General features: G+C 61.4%; 19 protein-coding genes. 13 read left to right on the top strand and 6 right to left on the bottom strand.

Features of this window, described 5'->3' with window-relative positions:
* Positions 1-32: 32 nt before the first annotated feature.
* Entirely contained in the window at positions 33-773 is a 741-nt protein-coding gene (ompR, locus tag AC27VU_RS08160) for an osmolarity response regulator transcription factor OmpR (RefSeq protein WP_003220637.1), read from the bottom strand.
* 358 nt (positions 774-1,131) lie between these two features.
* On the opposite strand from ompR, the gene AC27VU_RS08165 reads away from it, so the two are divergent.
* The 7 genes from AC27VU_RS08165 (at position 1,132) to tauD (ending at position 9,592) form a co-directional block, all read left to right on the top strand.
* The gene (locus AC27VU_RS08165) at positions 1,132-3,456 is read left to right on the top strand and encodes a Tex family protein (protein WP_045122251.1); all 2,325 of its coding nucleotides are present in this window, start codon (positions 1,132-1,134) and stop codon (positions 3,454-3,456) included.
* The gene (locus tag AC27VU_RS08170) at positions 3,456-3,839 is read left to right on the top strand and encodes a PaaI family thioesterase (protein WP_003220635.1); all 384 of its coding nucleotides are present in this window, start codon (positions 3,456-3,458) and stop codon (positions 3,837-3,839) included. Before AC27VU_RS08165 ends, AC27VU_RS08170 begins: the two co-directional genes overlap by 1 nt.
* A 270-nt stretch (positions 3,840-4,109) precedes the next feature.
* The gene (gshA, locus tag AC27VU_RS08175; RefSeq protein ID WP_488723842.1) at positions 4,110-5,693 is read left to right on the top strand and encodes a glutamate--cysteine ligase; all 1,584 of its coding nucleotides are present in this window, start codon (positions 4,110-4,112) and stop codon (positions 5,691-5,693) included.
* Positions 5,694-5,975: 282 nt separating this feature from the next.
* A complete protein-coding gene (gene tauA, locus AC27VU_RS08180) occupies positions 5,976-6,953 on the top strand; it encodes a taurine ABC transporter substrate-binding protein (protein ID WP_007964707.1) in 978 nt (325 codons plus the stop codon).
* 16 nt (positions 6,954-6,969) lie between these two features.
* Positions 6,970-7,764 (top strand): taurine ABC transporter ATP-binding subunit, encoded by a 795-nt coding sequence (tauB, locus tag AC27VU_RS08185; protein ID WP_103485314.1) that lies wholly within the window; start codon positions 6,970-6,972, stop codon positions 7,762-7,764.
* The gene (gene tauC, locus AC27VU_RS08190; protein ID WP_488723843.1) at positions 7,761-8,594 is read left to right on the top strand and encodes a taurine ABC transporter permease TauC; all 834 of its coding nucleotides are present in this window, start codon (positions 7,761-7,763) and stop codon (positions 8,592-8,594) included. The genes tauB and tauC overlap by 4 nt, the downstream gene beginning before the upstream one ends.
* Positions 8,595-8,749: 155 nt before the next feature.
* Complete coding sequence (tauD, locus tag AC27VU_RS08195) at positions 8,750-9,592, top strand: taurine dioxygenase (RefSeq protein WP_488723844.1); 843 nt, start codon at positions 8,750-8,752, stop codon at positions 9,590-9,592.
* Between the two features lie 155 nt (positions 9,593-9,747).
* Here tauD and mgrA read toward each other — a convergent pair whose 3' ends face one another.
* The 3 genes from mgrA to AC27VU_RS08210 all read right to left on the bottom strand — a co-directional run bounded on the left by mgrA (position 9,748) and on the right by AC27VU_RS08210 (position 14,503).
* The gene (gene mgrA / locus AC27VU_RS08200; protein WP_488723845.1) at positions 9,748-10,785 is read right to left on the bottom strand and encodes an L-glyceraldehyde 3-phosphate reductase; all 1,038 of its coding nucleotides are present in this window, start codon (positions 10,783-10,785) and stop codon (positions 9,748-9,750) included.
* 171 nt (positions 10,786-10,956) lie between these two features.
* Positions 10,957-12,276 carry an LLM class flavin-dependent oxidoreductase gene (locus tag AC27VU_RS08205; protein WP_488723846.1) on the bottom strand — a complete coding sequence of 440 codons (1,320 nt, stop codon included), beginning with the start codon at positions 12,274-12,276 and terminating at the stop codon, positions 10,957-10,959.
* A gap of 1 nt (position 12,277) precedes the next feature.
* Positions 12,278-14,503 (bottom strand): TonB-dependent receptor, encoded by a 2,226-nt coding sequence (locus AC27VU_RS08210; protein WP_488723847.1) that lies wholly within the window; start codon positions 14,501-14,503, stop codon positions 12,278-12,280.
* 205 nt (positions 14,504-14,708) lie between these two features.
* Here AC27VU_RS08210 and AC27VU_RS08215 point away from each other — a divergent pair, with 205 nt between their 5' ends.
* Complete coding sequence (locus AC27VU_RS08215) at positions 14,709-15,746, top strand: LacI family DNA-binding transcriptional regulator (protein WP_488723848.1); 1,038 nt, start codon at positions 14,709-14,711, stop codon at positions 15,744-15,746.
* Between the two features lie 183 nt (positions 15,747-15,929).
* Positions 15,930-16,190 carry a hypothetical protein gene (locus tag AC27VU_RS08220; RefSeq protein WP_003220613.1) on the top strand — a complete coding sequence of 87 codons (261 nt, stop codon included), beginning with the start codon at positions 15,930-15,932 and terminating at the stop codon, positions 16,188-16,190.
* A 24-nt stretch (positions 16,191-16,214) separates the two neighbouring features.
* Here AC27VU_RS08220 and betT read toward each other — a convergent pair whose 3' ends face one another.
* Both betT and epsC read right to left on the bottom strand, forming a co-directional pair.
* Complete coding sequence (betT, locus tag AC27VU_RS08225; protein WP_400496560.1) at positions 16,215-18,176, bottom strand: choline transporter BetT; 1,962 nt, start codon at positions 18,174-18,176, stop codon at positions 16,215-16,217.
* Between the two features lie 423 nt (positions 18,177-18,599).
* Positions 18,600-19,526: a serine O-acetyltransferase EpsC gene (gene epsC, locus AC27VU_RS08230; protein ID WP_003220610.1), complete on the bottom strand. Its 927-nt coding sequence runs from the start codon at positions 19,524-19,526 to the stop codon at positions 18,600-18,602.
* Between the two features lie 190 nt (positions 19,527-19,716).
* Between epsC and AC27VU_RS08235 the strand changes: the two genes are divergently transcribed.
* From AC27VU_RS08235 to tcyN, 4 genes are all read left to right on the top strand, one after another.
* On the top strand, positions 19,717-20,715 hold the full coding sequence (locus AC27VU_RS08235) for a D-cysteine desulfhydrase (protein WP_103485322.1): 999 nt from the start codon (positions 19,717-19,719) through the stop codon (positions 20,713-20,715).
* A 342-nt stretch (positions 20,716-21,057) separates the two neighbouring features.
* Positions 21,058-21,858 (top strand): cystine ABC transporter substrate-binding protein, encoded by an 801-nt coding sequence (tcyJ, locus tag AC27VU_RS08240; protein ID WP_201136067.1) that lies wholly within the window; start codon positions 21,058-21,060, stop codon positions 21,856-21,858.
* Positions 21,858-22,523, top strand: coding sequence for a cystine ABC transporter permease (gene tcyL, locus AC27VU_RS08245; protein ID WP_003220607.1), 666 nt, complete (start codon positions 21,858-21,860; stop codon positions 22,521-22,523). Before tcyJ ends, tcyL begins: the two co-directional genes overlap by 1 nt.
* Positions 22,524-22,527: 4 nt before the next feature.
* Positions 22,528-23,277, top strand: a complete 750-nt coding sequence (gene tcyN / locus AC27VU_RS08250; protein WP_003220606.1) for an L-cystine ABC transporter ATP-binding protein TcyN — start codon at positions 22,528-22,530, stop codon at positions 23,275-23,277.
* Positions 23,278-23,666 lie beyond the last annotated feature (389 nt).

Below are 23,666 nucleotides of genomic sequence, written 5' to 3' on the forward strand. Positions count from 1 at the left end.
CGATGCGCAGACCCGCTCCTACAAATCGCCGATCACTTGGTGGCGGCGCCGTCCGGTACGAACACGTAGCCCACACCCCAGACAGTCTGGATATAGCGTGGTTTCGACGGATCCGGCTCGATCATCCGGCGCAGACGGGAAATCTGCACGTCGATGGAACGCTCCAGGGCATCCCACTCGCGGCCACGGGCCAGGTTCATCAGTTTGTCGCGGGTCAGCGGCTGACGCGCGTTCATCACCAGTGCCTTGAGCACCGCAAACTCACCGGTGGTGAGCATGTGCACTTCTTCGCCACGTTTCAGCTCGCGGGTCGCCAGCGACAGCACGTAATCACCGAAGGTGACATTTTCGTCTTCGCTGCCCGGCGCGCCCGGCACCGGTGCGGCCTGACGACGCAGAACCGCTTTGACCCGAGCCATCAGCTCGTCCGGGTTGAACGGCTTGGCCAGATAGTCATCGGCGCCCAGTTCCAGGCCCTTGATGCGGCTCATCTCATCGCCTTTGGCGGTGAGCATGATGATCGGAATCTGATTGTTCGCCGCCCGCAGGCGACGGCAGGCGGTCAGGCCGTCTTCGCCCGGCAGCATCAGGTCGAGGACGACCAGATTGAACACTTCACGCGACAGCAGACGATCCATTTGCTCGGTGTTCGGTACGGCACGGGCACGGTAGCCCTTGCTGACGAAGAAACGTTCCAGCAGGCTGCTCAGCCCCGGATCGTCGTCAACAATAAGAATTTTTTCGCCTTCAGCATTGTTTGCAGTGCTGCTCATTGGATGCTCCTTTTAGCTCGGCGCGCATTATGGCGTAGCTGCCGTTATACGCACCGTGTGCATTGTTAGCAGATTTTTCCTTCAGTGCCAGAAAACCGGGGTTTATGCCTACAGACTGCTACACCCCCGAATGACAGAACGCTGGTTATAATGCGCGGCGTTTTGTGCCAGGCAACGTCTGAATCGTTACCGCAGGTGGCCGAGCTTTTTTCCCGGTGGCCGCAGTAATGGTTCGATTTCACGGGTCAATGGGCTGCCTCTTGACCCAGGCAGCGGCAATTTTCTAGCCGCTCAACCAGACTCCGGGCCTTTATTTCCGTGCCTGCGAGCCTGCTTTCACAATATGTCAGGTGGTTTTATGGACAGCATCAACAGCCGCATCGCCGAGGAACTCGGCGTACGCCCGCAACAGGTCGAAGCGGCCGTCGCGCTACTCGATGAAGGCTCTACCGTTCCCTTCATCGCCCGTTACCGGAAAGAAGTCACCGGCAGCCTCGATGACACCCAGTTGCGTCATCTGGAAGAGCGTCTGCGCTACCTGCGAGAACTCGACGAACGGCGCATCAGCATCCTCGCCAGCATCCAGGAGCAGGGCAAACTCACCCCGGCCCTCGAACGCGACATCAAGCTCGCCGACACCAAGACCCGCCTCGAAGACTTGTACCTGCCGTACAAGCAGAAGCGCCGCACCAAGGGCCAGATTGCCCTCGAAGCCGGCCTTGGCGAGCTGGCCGACGGCCTTTTCAACGACCCGAACCTGACGCCGGAAACCGAAGCCGCCCGCTTCGTCGACGCCGAAAAAGGCGTGGCCGACGTCAAGGCTGCGCTGGAAGGGGCCAAATACATCCTCATGGAGCGCTTCGCCGAAGACGCCAGCCTGCTGGAAAAGCTGCGTAACTTCCTCAAGCAGGAAGCGACCATCAGCGCCCGCGTGATCGCCGGCAAGGAAGAAGAAGGCGCGAAGTTCCGCGACTACTTCGAACACGACGAGCCGCTGAAAAGCATGCCGTCGCACCGCGCACTCGCCATTTTCCGTGGCCGCAACGAAGGCATCCTCAGTTCCGCGCTGAAAGTCGGCGACGAACTGCCGGGCACCATGCACCCGTGCGAAGGCATGATCGGCCAGCAATTCGGCATCCAGAACCAGAACCGCCCCGCCGACAAATGGCTCGGCGAAGTGGTGCGCTGGACCTGGAAGGTCAAGCTTTACACCCACCTCGAAACCGACCTGCTCGGCGAACTGCGCGACAGTGCCGAAACCGAGGCGATCAACGTCTTCGCCCATAACCTGCACGACCTGTTGCTGGCCGCTCCGGCCGGCCCGCGCGCCACCCTGGGCCTCGACCCGGGCCTGCGTACCGGCTGCAAGGTCGCGGTGGTCGACTCCACTGGCAAACTGCTGGATCACGCCACGGTTTACCCGCACGTGCCGCACAACAAGTGGGATCAGACCATCGCGATTCTGGCCGCCCTGTGCGCCAAGCACTCGGTTGACCTGATCGCCATCGGCAACGGCACCGCCAGTCGCGAAACCGACAAACTGGCGATCGAGCTGATCAAAAAATACCCAGCGATGAAGATGACCAAGGTCATGGTCTCCGAGGCCGGCGCATCGGTGTACTCGGCATCGGAACTGGCGGCCAAGGAATTCCCGGACCTGGACGTGTCGATCCGTGGTGCGGTGTCCATCGCCCGTCGACTGCAGGATCCGCTCGCCGAACTGGTGAAGATCGATCCGAAATCCATCGGTGTCGGCCAGTACCAGCACGACGTGTCGCAACTGAAACTGGCGCGTGGTCTGGATGCGGTGGTCGAGGACTGTGTGAACGCCGTCGGCGTCGATGTGAACACCGCTTCGGTGGCGCTGCTGGCGCGGATCTCCGGCCTCAACGCGACTCTGGCGCAGAACATCGTCGCCCACCGCGACGAACACGGTGCGTTCAAGACCCGTGCAGCGCTGAAGAAAGTCGCGCGTCTGGGCGAGAAAACCTTCGAGCAGGCCGCAGGCTTCCTGCGCGTGATGAACGGCGACAACCCGCTGGATTCCTCGGCCGTTCACCCGGAAGCCTATCCACTGGTACAGCGGATTGCCGCTGAAACCGATCGCGACATTCGCTCGCTGATCGGCGACGCCGCGTTCCTCAAGCGTCTGGATCCGAAGAAATTCACCGACGAAACCTTCGGCCTGCCAACCGTCACCGACATTCTGCAAGAACTGGAAAAACCGGGCCGCGACCCGCGTCCGGAGTTCAAGACTGCCGAGTTCCAGGAAGGCGTCGAAGACCTTAAAGACCTGCAACTGGGGATGATCCTCGAAGGCGTCGTCACCAACGTGACCGCGTTCGGTGCATTCGTCGACATCGGCGTGCATCAGGACGGTCTGGTGCACATCTCGGCGCTGTCGGAGAAGTTCATCAAGGATCCACGCGAAGCGGTGAAGGCCGGTGACGTGGTGAAAGTGAAGGTCATGGAAGTCGATATCCCGCGCAAACGCGTCGGTCTGTCGATGCGCATGAGCGACACTCCTGGCGAGAAAATCGACGGCGCCCGTGGTTCGCGTCCAGGCTCGGCACCGCGCCAGTCTTCGGGCAACGCACCACGCAAGGAAACGGCCACAGCCGCTCCGGTGAACAACGCCATGGCCTCGCTGTTCGCCAACGCCAAGCAGTTGAAGAAACGCTGATGGAAGTTCCGGCCGGGCTCGTCGAGAGCGCGTTTTTCAAGCTGTTGGGCTGCCGCCTGCACAGCCTGGAAACCGGGGTGGCGCAAGTCGCCCTGGTGCTGGAACCACAACTGCGCAATCGCGGCGGCAAGTTGCACGGTGGCGCGCTGTTCAGTCTGGTCGATATCGCCATGGGGCTGGCCTGTTCCAGCACCCACGGCTTCGATCAGCAGAGCGCGACCATCGAGTGCAAGATCAACTACATCCGCGCCGTGTCCGACGGCGAGGTGCTGTGCACGGCGCGGGTCATCCACCCGGGCCGCCGCACTTTGGTGGTCGAGGCCGACGTGATGCAGGGCGACAAACTGGTCGCAAAAGCGCAAGGCACGTTCGCTGTCCTGTAGATGTTGTTCATCATTTTGAGTTAATTTCGGCGCAACGAACCTTGTGGGAGCGAGCTTGCTCGCGAAGGCGGTGTATCAGGCAACCGAAATGTTGACTGATAAACCCTCTTCGCGAGCAAGCTCGCTCCCACAGGGATTGTGCAGTTCCTGACTGACCGGCAAATGGCCTGCCGCTACAAAACCAGGCGAAAACGCCAGTTTCAACTTCACCCTTGTAGACCGTCCTGCCCACCCCCATATTGGGGCGACTGACGCGTGAAGGAATCCAAATTGAGCGAACTTCTCAACCGCCGCCTGGCTCTGCTCGGCGAGCGCGCCAACCTCTCTCTGCTCGAACAGTGCCTCCACGGTATCGAACGTGAATGCCTGCGCGTGACCAGTGAAGGTCGTCTGGCGCAAACGCCGCACCCGGAAGCCTTGGGTTCCGCGCTGACCAATGAACAGATCACCACCGACTACTCCGAGTCGCTGCTGGAATTCATCACCCCCGCCCTGCCCGATCCGGCCGATACGCTGGCGAGCCTGGACAAGATTCATCGCTTTGCCTACAGCAAGCTCGGCAACGAGTACCTGTGGAGTCCATCGATGCCGTGCCCGTTGCCGGCCGAGGAAGACATCCCGATCGCCTATTACGGCACGTCCAACATCGGTCAGCTCAAGTACGTCTACCGCAAGGGCCTGGCCCTGCGGTACGGCAAGACCATGCAGTGCATCGCCGGGATTCACTACAACTTTTCCCTGCCGGAAAAGCTCTGGCCGCTGCTGCGCGAGGCCGAGGGCTTCGTCGGCACCGACCGCGACTTCCAGTCATCGTCGTACATCGCGCTGATCCGCAACTTCCGCCGCTACAGCTGGCTGCTGATGTACCTGTTCGGGGCTTCGCCGGCACTGGATGCCGGTTTCCTCCGTGGGCGCTCGCATCAACTGGAACAGCTCGATCCGGATACTTTGTATCTGCCGTACGCCACCAGCCTGCGCATGAGCGACCTTGGTTACCAAAGCAACGCCCAGGCCGGCCTGACGCCGTGCTACAACGATCTGGCGAGCTACACCGACAGCCTGCGCAAGGCCGTCGCCACGCCGTACGCGCCGTACGTTGAGGTCGGCACGCACAAGGATGGCGAGTGGGTACAGCTCAACACCAACATCCTGCAGATCGAAAACGAGTACTACTCCAACATCCGCCCGAAACGCGTGACCTACACCGGCGAACGGCCGATCCAGGCCCTGATGGCCCGTGGCATTCAGTACGTCGAAGTGCGTTGCCTGGACATCAACCCGTTCCTGCCGATGGGCATCGACCTTACCGAGTCGCGCTTCCTTGACGCGTTCCTGCTGTACTGCGCGCTGAACGACAGTCCGCTGCTGACCAGCAATTCCTGCAGCAACGCCACCTCGAACTTCCTCAGCGTGGTCAAGGAAGGCCGCCGTCCGGGGCTGCAATTGCAGCGTGACGGCGAAGCGGTCGAGCTGAAGGTTTGGGCAGCCGAGCTGCTGGAAAAAATCGCCCCGCTGGCGGCCCTGCTCGATCAGAGCCATGGCGGCGACGCGCACAGCAAGGCGCTGGACGCGCAACTGGCCAAGGTCAAGGATTCGTCCCTGACCCCTTCGGCCCAAGTGCTGGCGGCGATGGCCGAACACAAGGAGAGCTTCGCGCAATTCTCCCTGCGTCAGAGCCAGGCGCATGCCGAGTTCTTCCGCAGCGAACCGTTGGCGGCGGCTGAGCAAGCGAAGTTTGAGGAGTTGGCGCGTTCGTCGCTGGGGGCGCAGGCTGAGCTGGAGCAGAACGAGGTGGGCGATTTCGATGTGTTTGTCGGGTCGTATCAGGCGAGCATTCTGGCGATCAGTAACTAACCACTATTCCCTGTGGCGAGGGAGCTTGCTCCCGCTCGGCTGCGCAGCAGTCGCAATTTCAGTCCCCCGGTGCATAAGAAGCACCGTGATGAATTGATATTGGAGTCCTTCGGCCTCCAGCGGGAGCAAGCTCCCTCGCCACAATGACCTCACCAGCAATCCCTAACGCCTTAGATTTTTCCGCTCATAAGCTAAGTCTAAAAAGTTATTTATTTTTAGATTCTTAGATCATTTAGTCTCCTTTCACGCCGATCATCGGTCGCCTGACTTGGAGCACTCCCCATGAAACTGAATTTCCCGCTTCGCCTGCTGGCCGTGGCCTCGTTGGCTGCTGCGAGCTTTCTGGCGCAGGCCGCCGACCTCACCGTCGCCTACCAGACCACCGTTGATCCGGCGAAAGTCGCCCAGGCCGATGGTGCCTATGAGAAAGCCACCAAGGCCGACATCAGCTGGCGCAAGTTCGATAACGGCGCCGACATCATCGCCGCCATCGCTTCCGGTGACGTGCAGATCGGCTACCTCGGTTCCAGCCCGCTGACCGCCGCCATCACCCGCAAGGTTCCGGTGGAAACTTTCCTCATCGCCACCCAGATCGGCGCCGCCGAAGCGCTGGTCGCTCGCGACGGTTCCGGGATCAAGACCCCGCAGGATCTGGTCGGCAAGAAAATCGCCGTGCCATTCGTGTCCACCGGTCACTACAGCCTGCTCGCGGCGTTGAAGCACTGGAACATCGATCCGTCGAAAGTCACCGTGCTCAACCTCGCGCCGCCAGCGATCATCGCCGCATGGAAACGCGGTGACATCGACGCCACTTACGTCTGGGATCCGGCCCTCGGTGTGGCCAAGGAAAACGGCAAAGTGCTGATCACCTCCGGCGAACTGGCCAAGTTCGGCGCGCCGACCTTCGATGCGTGGATCGTGCGCAAAGACTTTGCCGAGAAGCACCCGGAAATCGTCACCGCGTTCGCCAAGGTCACCCTCGACGCCTACGCCGATTACCGCAAGGACCCGAAAGCCTGGCTCGCCGACCAGTCCCACGTCGACAAGCTGGTGAAGCTCTCCGGCGCCAAGGCCAGCGACATTCCATTGCTGCTGCAAGGCAACGTCTACCCGCTGGCGGCTGATCAGGTGATCACCCTCGGCGCGCCGACCACCAAAGCCATCACCGACACCGCCGCGTTCCTCAAGGAGCAAGGCAAGGTCGAAGCCGTACTGCCGGACTACGCGCCGTACGTCAGCGCCAAATACATCACCAACTGATCGGGAGTTAACTGCGATGGCCTTGCTACAGCTGGAGCGCATCAGCGCACAGTACCCAGGCAGCCCGGAACCGGTGCTGGCGGACATTTCCCTGACCCTCGGGCCTCAGCAATTGCTGGTCGCCCTCGGCCCGTCCGGCAGTGGCAAGACTTCGCTGTTGAACCTGATTGCCGGCTTCGTCGAACCCAGCGCCGGGCGCATCACCCTCGACGGCGTGCCGGTCAAAGGCCCGAGCGCCGAACGTGGCGTGGTGTTCCAGGACGACGCCCTGCTACCGTGGCAGGACGTGCTGGCCAACGTTGCCTTCGGTCTGGAACTGGCCGGCGTTGCCAAAGACAAACGCGAACAGCGCGCCCGCGAGATGCTTGCGCTGGTCGACCTCACAGGTTTTGAACACCGCCGTATCTGGCAGCTTTCCGGCGGCCAGAAACAGCGTGTCGGCCTGGCCCGCGCCCTCGCCGCCGACCCGCGCGTGCTGCTGATGGACGAACCCTTCGGCGCCCTTGATGCATTCACCCGCGAGCAGATGCAGGAGCTGCTGCTACAGGTCTGGCAGCGCACCGCCAAACCGGTGTTCCTGATTACCCACGACATCGAAGAAGCAGTGTTTCTCGCCACTGACCTGATTCTGTTGGCACCGAATCCTGGGCAGATCGTCGAGCGCCTGCACCTGGATTTCGGTCAGCGCTACGCCGCCGGTGAATCGGCACGGGCGATCAAATCCGACCCGCGTTTTATCGAGACCCGCGAGCACGTGCTGAGCAAAGTGTTCTCGCAACGCAGCGCCGTTCAACGGCAGGAGCGCGCATGAGCAGTTACGACGTTTCCGCCCCGGTAGCAAAAGCTTCGTCGGTGGTGATTCCGGTGCGGCGCAGCCTCAGCACCCGCTGGATCAGCCTGCTGACACTGTTCGCCTTGCTGGTGATCTGGTGGGCCGTGACCGCCAGCGGTTTGATCGAACCGCTGTTCCTGCCACCACCGTCCGCCGTGCTGCAAAAAGGCTGGTTGCTCGCGACCACCGGTTACATGGATTCGACCCTGTGGCAGCACCTGGGCGCGAGCCTGAGCCGCATTGGCCTGGGCCTTGGTTTTGCGATTCTGACCGCGGTGCCGGTGGGCATCGCCATCGGTGCCAACCGTATTGCCCGTGGTGTGCTAGATCCGCTGATCGAGTTCTACCGGCCCATTCCGCCATTGGCTTATCTGCCGCTGATCGTGATCTGGTGCGGCATCGGCGAGTTGTCGAAAGTGCTGCTGATCTACCTGGCGATTTTCGCGCCGATCGCCATCGCTACCGCGACCGGCGTGCGCACCGTTGACCCGGCTAAATTGCGTGCCGCGCAGTCGCTCGGTGCCACTCGCGCACAGCTGATTCTTCATGTGATTTTGCCCAGCGCGTTGCCGGATATTCTCACAGGTGTGCGCATTGGTCTGGGCGTCGGCTGGTCGACCCTGGTCGCCGCCGAACTGATCGCCGCCACCAGCGGCTTGGGCTTCATGGTGCAATCGGCTGCGCAGTTCCTGGTCACCGATGTGGTGGTGCTGGGGATTCTGGTGATCGCCCTGATCGCCTTCGCCATGGAAATGGGCCTGCGTGCCCTGCAGCGCAAACTGGTGCCGTGGCACGGCCAGGCGCATTGAATACTTGCCATCCAAAACCTGTGGGAGCGGGCTTGCTCGCGAATGCGGTGTATCAGTCACAGAAATGTCTTCTGACACACCGCATTCGTCGGAACGCCGCCCGGAGCAAGCCCGCTCCCACCAAGAGCTCAAAACCCGAATTCCAGAGACCCACCATGAGCAGCCTGACCATCACCCCATTAAGCTCGGCCCTCGGCGCGCAGATCAACGGCGTCGACGTCAGCCAGCCGTTGAACCTGGAACAGCGCGACGCCATCGAGCAGGCGCTGCTCAAGTATCAAGTGCTGTTCTTTCGCGCCCAGCCGATCAAACCGTCGCAACAGGCGCGTTTCGCCGCGTACTTCGGCGACCTGCACATTCACCCGATCTACCCGAACGTGCCGGAGCAGCCCGAAGTGCTGATCCTCGACACCGCCGTCACCGACGTGCGCGACAACGCGATCTGGCACACCGACGTGACCTTCCTGCCGACCCCGGCGATGGGCGCGGTGCTCAGCGCCAAGCTGCTGCCCGAGTTTGGCGGCGACACCCTGTGGGCCAGCGGGATTGCCGCGTATGAAGCTCTGTCGGCACCGATGAAAAACCTGCTCGAAGGGCTGACCGCGACTCACGATTTCACCCGCTCTTTCCCGTTGGAACGCTACGGCAATACGCCGCAAGCACTGGCCCAGTGGGAAGAGGCACGACGCAAGAACCCACCGTTGTCACACCCGGTAATCCGCACCCATCCGGTCAGTGGACGGCGCTCGTTGTTCGTCAACGAAGGCTTCACCTCGAAGATCAACGAACTGTCGGAAACCGAGAGCGAAGCGATTCTGAAATTCCTGTTCGCTCATGCGACCCGACCGGAATTCACCATTCGCTGGCGCTGGCAGAAAGACGACATTGCGTTCTGGGACAACCGCGTGACCCAGCATTACGCGGTGGATGATTACCGTCCGGCGCGGCGAGTGATGCAGCGGGCTACGGTGTTGGGGGATGTGCCGTTTTTTAAATAAAGCCTGATTTATGTGCTGTGTTTAAAGGCCCCTTCGCGAGCAAGCCCGCTCCCACAGTTTGATCGTGTTTCTTCAGGAGGAACGCGATTAACTGTGGGAGCGGGCTTGCTCGCGAAGGCGTCAGTACCGGCGCCGGGTGATCCGGCGCGGAACGCTTATTCAGCCGTCGAAGGCTTCTCCCAAAGATTGATCCCGCCCTCTTGGGCAAACCGGTCGATCTCCGCCAGTTCCTCGGCACTGAAACTCAGGTTTTTCAACGCCCCGACGTTCTCGATGATCTGCTCCGGCCGGCTCGCGCCAATCAGCGCCGAGGTCACGCGTGGATCACGCAGGGTCCAGGCCAGTGCCAGTTGCGCCAGGCTCTGGCCGCGACGCTTGGCGATCTCGTTCAATGCGCGAACATGCGCAATGTTGGCCTCGGACAGGTGCGAAGCCTGCAGCGAACCACCGCCCGGACGATTGACCCGCGCATCCGCCGGCACGCCGTTGAGGTATTTGTCGGTCAGCAGACCTTGCGCCAACGGCGTGAAGGCGATGACGCCAGTGCCGAGTTCTTCGGTGGTGTCGAGCAGGTCATTTTCCACCCAGCGATTGAGCAGGTTGTACGCCGGCTGATGAATCAGCAGCGGTACTTTCCATTCCTTGAGCAGCGCAGCGATCTCGCGGGTTTTTACCCCGGAGTACGACGAGATACCGATGTACAACGCCTTGCCCTGCTGCACGGCGGTGGCGAGGGCGCTGGCGGTCTCTTCCAGCGGGGTGTCCGGGTCGAAGCGGTGCGAATAGAAGATATCCACATAGTCCAGACCGAGGCGCTGCAGGCTCTGGTCGAGGCTGGCCAGCACGTATTTGCGCGAACCGCCGCCCTGACCGTAGGGGCCGGGCCACATGTCCCAACCGGCCTTGCTGGAGATGATCAGCTCGTCGCGGTAGTGCTTGAAGTCTTCGCGCAGCAGGCGACCGAAATTGATCTCGGCGCTGCCGTACGGCGGGCCGTAGTTGTTGGCCAGGTCGAAGTGGTTGATGCCCAGGTCGAACGCGGTGCGCAGCAAGGCGCGTTGGCTGTCGATCGGCGTGCTGTCGCCGAAGTTGTGCCACAGGCCTAGCGACAGCGCCGGCAGTACCAGACCACTGCGGCCGACACGGCGGTAAGGGATGGAGTCGTAGCGGTTTTCGGCAGCGGTGTAAGTCATCGAATCCTCTCTTGTTTGATTGCCAGCAAATTGAGGGTGAATCCCAACTTTGTGGTGAGGGGATTTATCCCCGATGGGCGGCGAAGCCGCCCCAGAATCTGCGTTCTCTGTAGCGAATTTTTGGGACGGCTACGCCCTCCATCGGGGATAAATCCCCTCACCACAGGGTGTTTACACAAATCTGTTTTGCGGTCGGGCGAGGCCCAGGTTTTCGCGCAAGGTCCGGCCCTCATACTCGGTTCTGAACAGCCCACGCCGCTGCAGTTCCGGGACCACGCCATTAGCGAAGTCTTCGAGTCCGCCCGGCAGGTGCGGCACCAACACGTTGAAGCCATCCGCCGCGCCCTGTTCGAACCACTCCTGCAAGCGGTCGGCGATCTGCGCCGGCGTGCCCACCAAGCTGTAATGCCCGCGCCCACCGGCAATCCTGCGGCCCAATTCGGCGAGGGTCAGATGCTCCCGCCCTGCCAGTTCAGTCAGCAATTTCTGCCGGCTCTGCTGGCCGCTGTCGGTCAGCGGCAACGCCGGCAGCGGTCCGTCCAGCGGGTACTTCGACAAGTCGAAGTTGCCCAGCATACGCCCAAGCAACGCCACGCCAACCTCCGGTTCGACCAATTGCTGAAACGTTTCACATTTTTCCTGCGCTTCGGCTTCTGTCTGGCCGACGACGACAAACACCCCCGGCATGATTTTCAGCGAATCGGCGCTGCGCCCGTACTTGGCCAAGCGGCCCTTGAGGTCGGCGTAGAACGCCTGCGCGCCGGCCAGCGAAGTCTGCGCGGTGAACACCACTTCGGCGGTCTGTGCCGCCAGTTCACGCCCGGTTTCGGACGAGCCAGCCTGCACGATCACCGGTTGTCCCTGCGGCGAGCGCGCCACGTTCAGCGGGCCTTTCACCCGAAAATGCTCACCGACATGATCCAGCACATGCAGCTTCGCAGGGTCGTAATACGCGCCACTGGCCTTGTCGCGGACAAAGGCATCGTCCTCCCAACTGTCCCACAGCCCGGTGACCACCTGATGAAACTCGCGGGCGCGGCTGTAGCGTTCGGCGTGGCCGATGTGCTCGTCGCGACCGAAATTCAGCGCCTCGGCGGCGTTGTCCGAGGTCACCAGATTCCACCCGGCGCGGCCACCCGACAGATGATCGAGCGAAGCGAATTTACGCGCCACGTGGTACGGCTCGTTGTAGCTGGTGGTCGCCGTGGCGATCAGGCCGATGTGCTCGGTCACCGCACTCAGGGCCGAGAGCAAGGTCAGCGGTTCGAAGTGATCCGAGCGCGCCATGCGGCTGGCGATGTCCTGGGTCGGCGCGGCCACACTGTCGGCGACGAACAGCGTGTCGAACTTCGCCGCCTCGGCAATCTGCGCCAAACGCTTGTAGTGGGCGAAATCCAGCCCGGCATTCGCCGGAACCTGCGGGTGGCGCCACGCGGCGACGTGGTGCCCGGTGGCCATGAGAAAGGCGCCGAGTTTCAGCTGTCTGCTCATCTCAGAAATCCTTGCGCAGTTGCACGCCGAAGTAGCGCTCATCATCCCGTGGCACGGCGCGGTAGATGTAGTTGCCGCCGCTGGCCAGCAGCGGTGAGTAGGATTTGTCGGCGAGGTTCTTGCCCAGCAGCGCCACGCGCCAGCCGTTGCTGTAATCGGCCAGCGCCACACTGGCATTCCAGATGCCGTAGGCGCCCTGCTTGGTATCGGCGTTCTGACTGATGTCGTACTGCACTTCGCTCTGCCAGCTGTAGTCGGTACCGAGTTCGATATCCAGACCGTTTTCCAGCGGGATGGTGTAGTCGGCGCGCACGTAGCTTTTCCAGTCCGGACTGAACGGCAACGGTTTGCCATTGACGTTGCACGAGGCCGCCGCGCCCGCCGGGCAGCTGAATTGGTCGATGCGTGCGCGGGTGTAGGCCAGCGCCCCGGAGAACTTCAGTTGCTGGGTCGCCTGCAAGGCGTAATCGAGTTCGACGCCTTCGGTACTGACGCTGCCGGCGTTGATCAGGCGCGTCACCACTTGCCCGGCGACGGTGTCGAAAAAGTTCGCCTGATAGTTGTCGTAATCGCTATGGAACACGGCGAGGTTGGTGGTCAGCCGGTTGTTCCAACTGGTGGCCTTGATCCCCGCTTCCCAGGTGTTCGAGGTTTCCGGTTTCAACGCCTCGGTGTCACGCGGCTGCATGTTGAAGAACACGTTGTAGGCCGGGCCTTTGTAGCCGCGCGAGTAGGTCAGGTACGTAGTGACCGCAGCGCTCAGGTCGTACTGCACGCCGAGGCGCCCGGACCAGCCGTCCTCGTCCACCGAACCGGAACTGCTGGTGGCCGGCTGGATGCCGCTGACCGTGGTCGCCGAGGTCGAGACACGACGGTGATCGTATTCCAGATCATCGTGGGTGTAGCGCAGGCCGGCGATGCCGCGGAAAGCCGACGTGAAGTTCAGCGTGGTCTCACCGAACGCGGCGTAGCTGTCGCTGGTGGTGCTGTAGTCAGCCACGCCACGGTTGACGCTGGTCGGCGTCGTCAGGGTGCGCTGGTAGGTCTCGTCATCCTTGCCGTGCATGTAGAACAGGCCGCCGACGTATTCAAGGAACTCACCTTTTGGCGAGGCCAGGCGCAGCTCCTGCGAGTACTGATCGAAGGCCAGGTCGCCCTTGTCGGCGGTGCCGGGGAACGCGGCGGTGATCGTGCTCAGCCGATCGCCGTCCTGATATTGCGTGTTGTCCCAGCCGCGCCACGCGGTGATCGACGTCAGGGTGTAATCGCCCAGTTGCCAGTCGAGCTGACCGGACAGGCCTTTGTTGGTGTCCTCGACGTGGGTGCGGGTATCGGTGTTGATGTCGCGGTTGTGGCTGCTGGCGTAGACCGGGCTCAGCGCGTTGGCGAAGGCCGGGGTCAGCGACTTGCTGACGACGCCGTTGGGACCGTCGTCGTGGGACTGCATGTAGTCGGCGATCAGGGTGAAGGTGACGTCGTCATTCGGGGTGAATTCGAGCTTGCCGCGCACGCCGCGATGGTTGTAGCCGTTGACCTCCTGGCCGTTGTATTTGTTGTCGACGTTGCCGTCGTAGCTGCTGACCAGGGTGCTGATCGAGCCCTTCAACGTATCCGGAATCAGGCTGCCGCCAATGCCGAAGCGGGTGCGGCTTTCGTTGCCGCTGTAGTACGACTGGTCGATGTAGCCGTGGGTCTCGTTGGTCGGCGCCTTGCTGGTGATGTTGAGCACACCGGCCGAGGCATTCTTGCCGAACAGCGTGCCCTGCGGGCCGCGCAGTACTTCGACGCGCTCCAGATCCAGCAGGTCGAGAGTCGATTGACCGGGGCGGGCATAGACCACGCCGTCGATCACCGTGGCCACCGTTGGCTCGACGCCGGGCGAGGTGGAAATCGTGCCGACGCCACGCACGAACAACGAGGTGTCCTTGTTCGACGCACCGGTACGGAAATTCAGCGACGGCACTTGCTGGACGATGCTCGCCACGCCATTGCGGTTGTCGCGCTCCAGTTGTTCGCCGTCGATCACCGAAACCGCCACCGGCACCTTCTGCAACGACTCTTCGCGGCGGGTGGCGGTGACCGTGACGGACTTGAGGGTCGGCTCTTGATCGCTGCTGTCAGCGGCGAACGCAGTGGGCAGCGGCAACGCCGCCAGCCCGGTAAGGATCCAGCCAGCGGCGCGAATCGACTGCGCCAGTGTGTGTGTCACCCCAGGAATGTTGTGCATGTTTGCCCGCTCGAAATTGGCCCTGAACCACTGCCGTTCTGCGACGACAGCGCCTGAATCGGTGTCTTGGGCATTCGCTCGAGCGAGTAGCAGACAATGCGCTTTGTTAGCGCTAACATCGCCAGTATCGGCAAGCTCGGCATAGAGCGTCCAATACTGAAAAATTACTTTTATATGCGTTTTGGTTTTTAAGAAGGATCAAGCCTTGAGCCAGGAAAAGCCCCGCAAACGCCGTGGCGCCGGACGCGTGACCCTCAATGCGGTAGCGCGCGAGGCCGGGGTGTCGGCGATTACCGTGTCGCGCTATTTCAATCAGCCGGGAACCGTCTCGCCGGAGCGCCGCGAGCGGATTGCGGCGGTGGTCGCCGAGTTGGGTTACGTGCCGAACCTGGTGGCCGGCGGGCTGGCCTCGGCGCGGGGCAAAATCGTCGGCATGGTGATTCCGAACATCTCCGGGCCGATCTTTGCCAACACCATCCAGGGCTTCAGCGACACCCTCAGCCGCCACGGTTATCAACTGCTGCTGGCGTCGAGTTACTTCAGCACCGAGCAGGAAGAAAACGCCGTGCGCGCATTTCTCGGCTGGTCGCCGGCGGCGCTGGTGTTGACCAGCCACTTCCACAGTTCGGGCACGGAAAAGATGATCGCCGAGGCAGAGATTCCGGTGATCGAGACTTGGGATTACCAGCCGGATCGCGAGCCGATGCAGATCGGCTTTTCGCACTACGAAGTCGGCGTCACGGCTGCAAAATATCTCCACGGCAAAGGCTATCGCCGCATCGCCTTCGTGCAGAACAGCGCCCCTGGTGACCTCAGTGCCCTCGAACGTCGCGACGGTTACGCCGCCACCGTGCGCGAGTTCGGACTGCAGCCATGGGTGTTCGCCCCGGACGCCGACCGCGCGCCGTTCGAGGCCGGCAAGCAAGCGATGGAAGCACTGATGAACGCTTCACCCCGCCCCGACGCCATCATCTTCGCCAACGACAACCTCGCCGCCGGCGGCCTGCTCGCCGGGCAACGCGCCGGCCTCAAGATCCCCGAAGACTGCGCCGTGCTCGGCTTCGGCGATTACCCGTTCGCCGAGATGCTGCTGCCGAGCCTGAGCACGATCAAACCACCGGCACTGGAGATTGGCGTGCTGGCGGCAACGCGAGTATTGGAAAGCCTTGGGGTGTTGCCGAGCGATGAGGTGCAGCGGCTGAATTTATTGCAGTGCAAGGTGATTGAGCGCGAGAGCACCTGACCAAAATGGCCTAGGCTGGATTGGCTATGCTCCAAGTAACACCGAGGTGGCCCCTTCGCGAGCAAGCCCGCTCCCACAGGATTTTGGTTGTACACAGAATCTGTGAATGACCGAGATCACTGTGGGAGCGGGCTTGCCCGCGAAGGCGTCCGATCAAGCACCGCATGACCCGCAGGCACGCCTATGCACACCGCCATCATCATCTTCTTCGGCCTGGTCCTGCTCGCCCTGATGCTCTACATCGGCGAGCGCGTTGGCTTCAGCCGACAAACGTTGGCCTACAGTTTCGCCGCGCTGTGGCTGGCGTTGACGGTGATCAATGGTGCGGTGGGGGTGGTGCATGCCGGGCAGCCGCTGGGGTCGGAAATCGCGGTGGGCAGTGCGGTGTTCGGGGTGCCGATGGCGGCGATGGTGTTGTTCATGGTGCTGAGCGCCGAGTCGTGAAACGTCCCGGCGCTCAGTTGCCGATCAACGCACCAGATGCAGGAACTGCATGTGGCGTTCGTACTGGTCGAGGATGTCGTTGATGATCTGCTCTTTGGTGTAGCCGACCAGATCGTAGTCCTGACTGCCCTCGCTCAAGTGCACTTCAGCGCGGTAATAGCGGCGGTTGTTGAGCTGCTTGGAACCCATGCCGCCCCGGGCAAACGACGGCGTGAAATAGCCGCGCATCTGCACCTGGTAGATGAACGGATGCTGCTCACCGTGGCCGATTTCCAGGCTGATGTTGTCGTGCGCCGGATCCGGCTGGGTGACCACGTTCAGGCCCTTCTCGACGAATACCGCCGTCACCTCTTCAATCGCCGGGCGCACCGTGGTGTCCATGAAGCGGTACACCTCGTCGCGCGACGGGAAGTGCACCGCCTGACTCAGACGCTGGCGCCAGCCGCCCGTGCCACGCCGCGAACCGGAGACCGGTGCCAGCGAATGCAACTGCGCGATCTGCTTCTGCGATTCCAGATAGAACGCCTTGTGCAGCCCCCACATCATCAGCAACAGAATCAGCGAGAACGGCAGCGAGGTCAGCACCACCGCTGACTTCAGCGCATCGATACTGCCGGAGAACAGCAGCGCACTGGTGATCAGCGCAGTCATCGCGCCCCAGAACACCCGCAGCCACTTAGGCCCGTCTTCATCCGGGTTGCCGCCCTTGGCCGACAGGGTCGAGAGCACCACGGTGCCGGAATCGGCGGAAGTGACGAAAAACACGAAGCTGATGAACACCGTCACCGCAATGACGGTCTTGCTCCACGGGTAGGTTTCCAGCAGCAGGTAGAGGGTCATCGACGGGTTGTCGATGGCCGACATACCCAGCGCCGACATGCCGTGGTTGAGCACCTGATCGATGGCGCTGTTGCCGAAGATCGACATCCACGCCAGGGTGAAGCCGAGCGGAATCAACAGCACGCCGAAGACGAATTCACGGATGGTGCGGCCACGGGAAATCCGTGCGATGAACAGACCCACGAACGGCGACCATGCGATCCACCAGGCCCAGTAGAACACCGTCCAGCCACCGAGCCAGTCGCTTGGCTTGTCGTAGGCGTAGAGGTCGAAACTCTTCATCGGCAACGCGCCGAGGTAATCGCCGAGGTTCTGGATCAGGGTGTTGAGCAGGTGCTGGGTAGGGCCGGCGAACAACACGAACAGCAGCAGCGCACAGGCCAGCAGCATGTTGATGTCGGACATCACCCGCACACCTTTATCCACACCCGACACGGCGACGATGATCGCCGCGCCCATCATCAGCGTGATCAGGCCGACCTGAATCCACTGGGTGTGCGCGATGCCAAACAGGTAATCGAGACCGGAGTTGAGGTGCAGCACGCCGAAGCCCATGTCGGCACCCAGACCGAACACCGTGGCGATGATGCCGAAGCCGTCCACCGCGTAACCGATGGGGCCGTTGATGCGCTTGCCGATCAGCGGATACAGCGCCGAACGCAAGGCCAGCGGCAGGTTATGTCGGTAGGCGAAATAGGCCAGCGCCATGCCGACGAAGGCAAACACGCCCCAGCCGTGCAGGCCCCAGTGCAGAAACAGAATCTGCATCGCCTGCCGCGCCGCGTCCGCCGTGCCGGCCTCGCCTTGTGGCGGCTGGAGCATGTGCGTCAGCGGTTCAGAGACACAAAAGAAAAACAGCGTGATGCTGATCCCGGCGGCAAACAGCATGCCGGCCCAGGACAGGTAACTGAACTCGGGTTCGTCGTGGTCGGCACCGAGTTTGATCTTGCCGTAGCCCGATAACGCGGTGACCACCACGAAGACCAGATACAGAGTCATCGCGAGCATGTAGTACCAGCCGACCGTGTTGGCCGCCCAGTTTTGCGCTTGCAGCAGCCAGGCACCGGCCTGCTCCGGCATGGCGATGACAACCAGACCAAACAGCAGAATGACCGTCGCGGCGAAGTAGAACACCGGCGGATTCATGCGTACCAGACCGCTGGCGGGGGTAGACGATGCACTCATGAAACGTGCACCTCGAGGGGTTGAAACGTGGCTGAAATGATCGGACTCAGCAAAGGCAAGCCTCCTGTTGTGAGCGGGCAGCGAACCACCGGTTTAACTTGAATGAACGTTCAAGTTAAACATGGATAGGGCGCTAAGGACTAATCGCAGGGCCAGGCGGTAGTTTTCCTACAGTAGCCCAAGGAGGGGTATGACGCGGGTTTGAGGGGATTCGTTCAATGGAGAATTGGCTGAATGCCATCAACCTGAATTGATGGGTAAATTGTGGCGAGGGAGCTTGCTCCCGCTGGACTGCGCAGCGGTCCCAATCCGGCGTTAGTCGCAATTGGGAGTCCTGCGGCCTCCAGCGGGAGCAAGCTCCCTCGCCACAAACGAACTGGAATCTTACTTCTGCGTGCCGTCATCATGCTGCAGATTGGCCTGCGTCAGGTTGCTCCCCGCCGGCACGCTGCGCGTCAGCCAGACGTTGCCGCCAATGGTCGAACCCTGGCCGATGGTGATCCGCCCGAGAATCGTCGCCCCGGCATAAATCACCACGTCGTCCTCGACAATCGGGTGCCGTGGATGGCCCTTTTGCAACTGCCCATCTTCATCCGCCGGGAAGCGCTTGGCCCCGAGGGTCACAGCCTGATAGATCCGCACCCGCTCGCCGATGATCGCGGTCTCGCCGATCACCACACCCGTGCCGTGGTCGATGAAGAAACTGCGGCCGATCTGCGCGCCCGGGTGGATATCGATACCGGTGGCCGAGTGCGCAATCTCCGCGCTGATCCGCGCCAGCAACGGCAACCCGGCGCGATACAAATGGTGCGCCAGACGATGGTGAATCACCGCCAGAATCCCCGGATAGCAGAGCAGCACTTCATCGACGCTGCGCGCTGCCGGATCACCGTGATAGGCGGCCAGCACGTCGGTGTCGAGCAGGCTGCGCAGGCCCGGCAAGGCCAAGGCAAAGTCCTGGATGATGCGGATCGCCTGAGCTTCGACGTCAGCGTCACCTTGAGCGCTGTGCCGGGCGACATAACGCAACTCCAGCCGCGCTTGCCCCAGCAACGCATTCAGGGCTGCATCGAGGGTATGCCCGACATAGAAGTCCTCACTCTCCTCACGCAGGTCCACCGGCCCCAGACGCATCGGGAACAACGCGCCACACAGCGCCTCGAGAATCTCAGCCATCGCGGCGCGAGACGGTAACTCACGGCCACCCTGCTCGCCGCTGGCCCGGCCATTCTGGGTACGCCACTGATCCCGCGCGGTACGCAGTTGGCTGACGATGGTCTGCAATTGCCAATGGCTGGAACGCTCGCTCACGGTAAAGACTCCTCACGGGCGGCCGGACGGTCGGGCCGCGTCAACGGCGACTACTTTACGGCATGCCAACGAAGGCGAATTAAGAACCGATAGTGCTGGGCTAAGCACATTTGGCTATAAGCGATTCGCGGTTGCCCCGGTAAAACGGCGTGCCTATAGTCCTGTCATCTTTCTCCGCCAGTACGGGCTCATGATCAAACAACAGCTGGATCGCTTTAACCGTCTCGACCTGCTCGGCCAACCCACGCCGCTGGAAAAACTTGAACGTCTGTCCGCCTGGCTGGGCCGCGAGGTGTACATCAAACGCGATGACCTGACGCCGCTGGCCATGGGCGGCAACAAGCTGCGCAAACTCGAATACCTCGCCGCCGATGCCCTCGCCCAGGGCGCCGACACGCTGATCACCGCCGGTGCCCTGCAATCGAATCACGTGCGCCAGACCGCCGCGCTGGCGGCCAAACTCGGCCTGGGGTGCGTGGCGCTGCTGGAAAATCCGCTGGGCACCGACGACAGCAACTACACCGGCAACGGCAACCGCCTGCTGCTGGATCTGTTCGACACCAAGGTCGAGCTGGTGGACAACCTCGACAACGCCGACGAACAACTCGCCGCCCTCGCCGTGCGCCTGCGCAGCAATGGCAAGAAGCCGTATCTGGTGCCGATCGGTGGCTCGAATGCTCTCGGTGCATTGGGCTACGTGCGTGCCGGTCTGGAACTGGCCGAGCAGATCAAGGACACCGGCCTCGATTTCGCCGCCGTGGTGCTGGCCTCGGGCAGCGCCGGAACCCACAGCGGTCTGGCATTGGCCTTGAGCGAAGCACTGCCGAAACTGCCAGTGATCGGCGTGACCGTATCGCGCACTGAGGAAGATCAGCGACCAAAAGTGCAGGGTCTGGCCGAACGCACGGCAGACCTGCTGGGCGTGAAATTGCCGGAGAGCTTCAAGGTCGAGTTGTGGGACGAATACTTCGGCCCGCGTTACGGCGAGCCGAATGCCGGGACACTGGCGGCGGTGAAACTGTTGGCCAGTCAGGACGCGGTGCTGCTCGACCCGGTGTACACCGGCAAGGCCATGGCCGGGTTGCTCGACGGGATCGGCCGCCAGCGTTTCGACGATGGCCCGATCATCTTCCTGCACACCGGTGGGGCGCCGGCGTTGTTTGCCTACAAGGACGCTTTGAGCGGTTGAAGCGCCTTTGTGGCGAGGGAGCTTGCTCCCGCTGGGGCGCGCAGCGCCCCCAAACTTGCTTCCCCATTTTCAGTTGAACACTGGCGGAAGGTATTGCGACTGCTGCGCAGTCGGGCGGGAGCAAGCTCCCTCGCCACAGGTAGAAGCCACATATTCCATATACGAATATCAAATTAGATATTAAGTATTTTCAAGTCTAAAGCAGACATCTTATAGTCTCGCCGCAGGCGAATTTCGGGCAAGACGCATAAGCTGCTTTAGGGCACGATAACGCAGTCGTTCAAATCCCGGATTCGCCAACTTTCCTTAAGCGTCTTCCATAAGAAAACACAGGGGCTTGTCATGAATTTTTCCGCACTACGTCGCAATCTGCTGGTAGGTTCGCTGGGCCTTGCACTGAGCGCCGGCCTGATCGGTCAGGCAACCGCCGGTGAGCAACTGCAACAGATCAAGGACAAAGGCGTTATCAACGTCGGCCTGGAAGGCACTTACCCACCGTTCAGTTTTGTTGACGAGAACGGCAAGCTGTCCGGTTTCGAAGTCGAGCTTTCCGAAGCCCTGGCGAAAAAGCTGGGCGTCAAAGCCAAGATTCAGCCGACCAAGTGGGACGGCATTCTCGCGGCGCTGGAATCCAAGCGTCTGGACATCGTGGTCAACCAGGTGACTATCTCCGACGAGCGCAAGAAGAAGTATGACTTCTCCGAGCCGTACACCATTTCCGGGATTCAGGCGCTGGTGCTGAAGAGCAAGGAAGCCGCGCTGAACATCAAGACTGCTGCCGACCTGTCCGGCAAGAAAGTCGGTGTCGGCCTGGGCACCAACTACGAACAATGGGTCCGCGCCAATGTGCCGGGCGCTGACGTGCGTACCTACGATGATGATCCGACCAAGTTCGCCGACCTGAACAACGGCCGCACCGACGCCATCCTGATCGACCGTCTGGCTGCGCTTGAATACGCCAAAAAAGCCCCGAAAACCGTGGCTGCCGGTCAAGCGTTCTCCCGTCAGGAATCCGGTATCGCCCTGCGCAAAGGCGAGCCTGAACTGCTGGCTGCGGTGAACAAGGCTCTCGATGAGCTGCGTGCCGACGGTACCCTGGCGAAGATCTCGGAAAAATACTTCCAAGCTGACGTCACCAAATAATGGAAGAAGCTTTCCAACTCGCACTGGACTCCGCGCCCTTTCTGCTCAAGGGCGCGTACTACACGGTCATCCTCAGTCTGGGCGGCATGTTCTTCGGCTTGCTGCTGGGCTTCGGCCTGGCCTTGATGCGCCTGTCGCGCTTCAAACTGGTGAGCTGGATTGCCCGCATCTACGTGTCGTTCTTTCGCGGCACGCCGTTGCTGGTGCAACTGTTCGTGATCTATTACGGCTTGCCGCAATTGGGTCTGGAACTGGATCCGCTCCCGGCAGCGCTGATCGGCTTCTCGCTGAACATGGCCGCCTACGCCTGTGAAATCCTGCGGGCCGCGATCGGTTCGATCGAGCGTGGTCAGTGGGAAGCCGCTGCGAGCATCGGCATGACCCGTGCGCAAACCCTGCGCCGAGCCATCCTGCCGCAGGCCATGCGCACGGCCCTGCCGCCGCTGGGCAACAGCTTCATTTCGCTGGTCAAGGACACGGCACTGGCCGCCACCATTCAGGTGCCGGAACTGTTCCGCCAGGCGCAACTGATTACCGCCCGGACTTTCGAAGTCTTCACCATGTATCTTGCCGCCGCACTGATCTACTGGATTCTGGCCACGGTGCTGTCGCACCTGCAGAACAAGTTGGAAGAGCGGGCCAATCGGCACGACCAGGAGTCCTGACCCCATGATTGTCGTGGAAAAACTGACAAAGCAGTTCAAGGGTCAAGAGGTGCTCAAAGGCATCGATCTTGAGGTGAAGGAAGGCGAGGTCGTGGCCATCATCGGCCCCAGCGGTTCGGGTAAAACCACGTTCCTGCGCTGCCTGAACTTCCTTGAACAACCCACCAGCGGCCGGATCAAGGTCGGCGATATCGAAATCGATACCAGCCGCCCGCTGAGCCAGCAGCAGAGTCTGGTGCGCAACCTGCGCCAGCACGTGGGTTTCGTGTTCCAGAACTTCAACCTGTTTCCCCACCGCACCGCACTGGAAAACGTCATCGAAGGGCCGATCGTGGTCAAGAAGATGCCGCGCGAGCAAGCCGTTGCCCTGGGCATGAAGCTGCTGGCCAAGGTCGGTCTGGCCGGCAAGGAAGATGCGTATCCGCGTCGTCTGTCCGGCGGTCAGCAACAGCGCGTGGCGATTGCCCGGGCGCTGGCGATGGAGCCGGAAGTGATCCTGTTCGACGAGCCGACCTCGGCCCTCGACCCGGAACTGGTGGGCGAAGTGCTGGCGACCATTCGCGGTCTCGCTGAAGAAAAACGCACCATGGTCATCGTCACCCACGAAATGGGTTTCGCCCGCGACGTGGCCAACCGTGTGGTGTTTTTCGACAAGGGCGTGATCGTCGAGCAAGGCGAAGCCAAGGCGTTGTTTGCCAACCCGAAAGAAGAGCGCACCCAACAGTTTCTCAGCAAGTTTCTGAATCACGCCTGAGAGCATCATTGTTTTGCATCATTAACTTCCATGGATGGAAGTTATACTTCCCCCGATTTGAAAAAAACATCTAAACCGCTCCAACCTTAAACCTGTCAAAACAATTCATATATGTTCTGCAACAGATACAAGTAATCTGATGCGCGCTTGCGCGCCTGTGAAATGAACTGGATGAGCCCGCACAAAAATCGCAAAAACTCGCGAAAAACCGTAGTTCCATTCGCAATCAACGCTAGGCAGCATGCCTCATCAGCGTAGGAAGCTTCTGATTAATCCGTAATTCATGGATTAACTAAGGCGCTCTATTGACACTCTTTCCCGCACGCTCTTATCTAGTCGCCAACCGGCACCCATTAGTTGAATCAATCCGTACTCAGCCCGAACAAAAG

The sequence above is a fragment of the Pseudomonas sp. 14P5.3.2 genome (genome assembly GCF_057799175.1).

What these genes read in the sequence shown, in the direction of transcription:
- AC27VU_RS08210 (WP_488723847.1), bottom strand. Translation starts at nt 14,503, where the DNA reads ATGCACAACATTCCTGGGGTGACACACACACTGGCGCAGTCGATTCGC.
- AC27VU_RS08235 (WP_103485322.1), top strand. Translation starts at nt 19,717, where the DNA reads ATGATCAAACAACAGCTGGATCGCTTTAACCGTCTCGACCTGCTCGGC.
- ompR (WP_003220637.1), bottom strand. Translation starts at nt 773, where the DNA reads ATGAGCAGCACTGCAAACAATGCTGAAGGCGAAAAAATTCTTATTGTT.
- AC27VU_RS08165 (WP_045122251.1), top strand. Translation starts at nt 1,132, where the DNA reads ATGGACAGCATCAACAGCCGCATCGCCGAGGAACTCGGCGTACGCCCG.
- mgrA (WP_488723845.1), bottom strand. Translation starts at nt 10,785, where the DNA reads ATGACTTACACCGCTGCCGAAAACCGCTACGACTCCATCCCTTACCGC.
- tauC (WP_488723843.1), top strand. Translation starts at nt 7,761, where the DNA reads ATGAGCAGTTACGACGTTTCCGCCCCGGTAGCAAAAGCTTCGTCGGTG.
- tcyL (WP_003220607.1), top strand. Translation starts at nt 21,858, where the DNA reads ATGGAAGAAGCTTTCCAACTCGCACTGGACTCCGCGCCCTTTCTGCTC.
- AC27VU_RS08170 (WP_003220635.1), top strand. Translation starts at nt 3,456, where the DNA reads ATGGAAGTTCCGGCCGGGCTCGTCGAGAGCGCGTTTTTCAAGCTGTTG.
- tauB (WP_103485314.1), top strand. Translation starts at nt 6,970, where the DNA reads ATGGCCTTGCTACAGCTGGAGCGCATCAGCGCACAGTACCCAGGCAGC.
- tauA (WP_007964707.1), top strand. Translation starts at nt 5,976, where the DNA reads ATGAAACTGAATTTCCCGCTTCGCCTGCTGGCCGTGGCCTCGTTGGCT.
- AC27VU_RS08220 (WP_003220613.1), top strand. Translation starts at nt 15,930, where the DNA reads ATGCACACCGCCATCATCATCTTCTTCGGCCTGGTCCTGCTCGCCCTG.
- tcyN (WP_003220606.1), top strand. Translation starts at nt 22,528, where the DNA reads ATGATTGTCGTGGAAAAACTGACAAAGCAGTTCAAGGGTCAAGAGGTG.
- tcyJ (WP_201136067.1), top strand. Translation starts at nt 21,058, where the DNA reads ATGAATTTTTCCGCACTACGTCGCAATCTGCTGGTAGGTTCGCTGGGC.
- tauD (WP_488723844.1), top strand. Translation starts at nt 8,750, where the DNA reads ATGAGCAGCCTGACCATCACCCCATTAAGCTCGGCCCTCGGCGCGCAG.
- AC27VU_RS08205 (WP_488723846.1), bottom strand. Translation starts at nt 12,276, where the DNA reads ATGAGCAGACAGCTGAAACTCGGCGCCTTTCTCATGGCCACCGGGCAC.
- betT (WP_400496560.1), bottom strand. Translation starts at nt 18,176, where the DNA reads ATGAATCCGCCGGTGTTCTACTTCGCCGCGACGGTCATTCTGCTGTTT.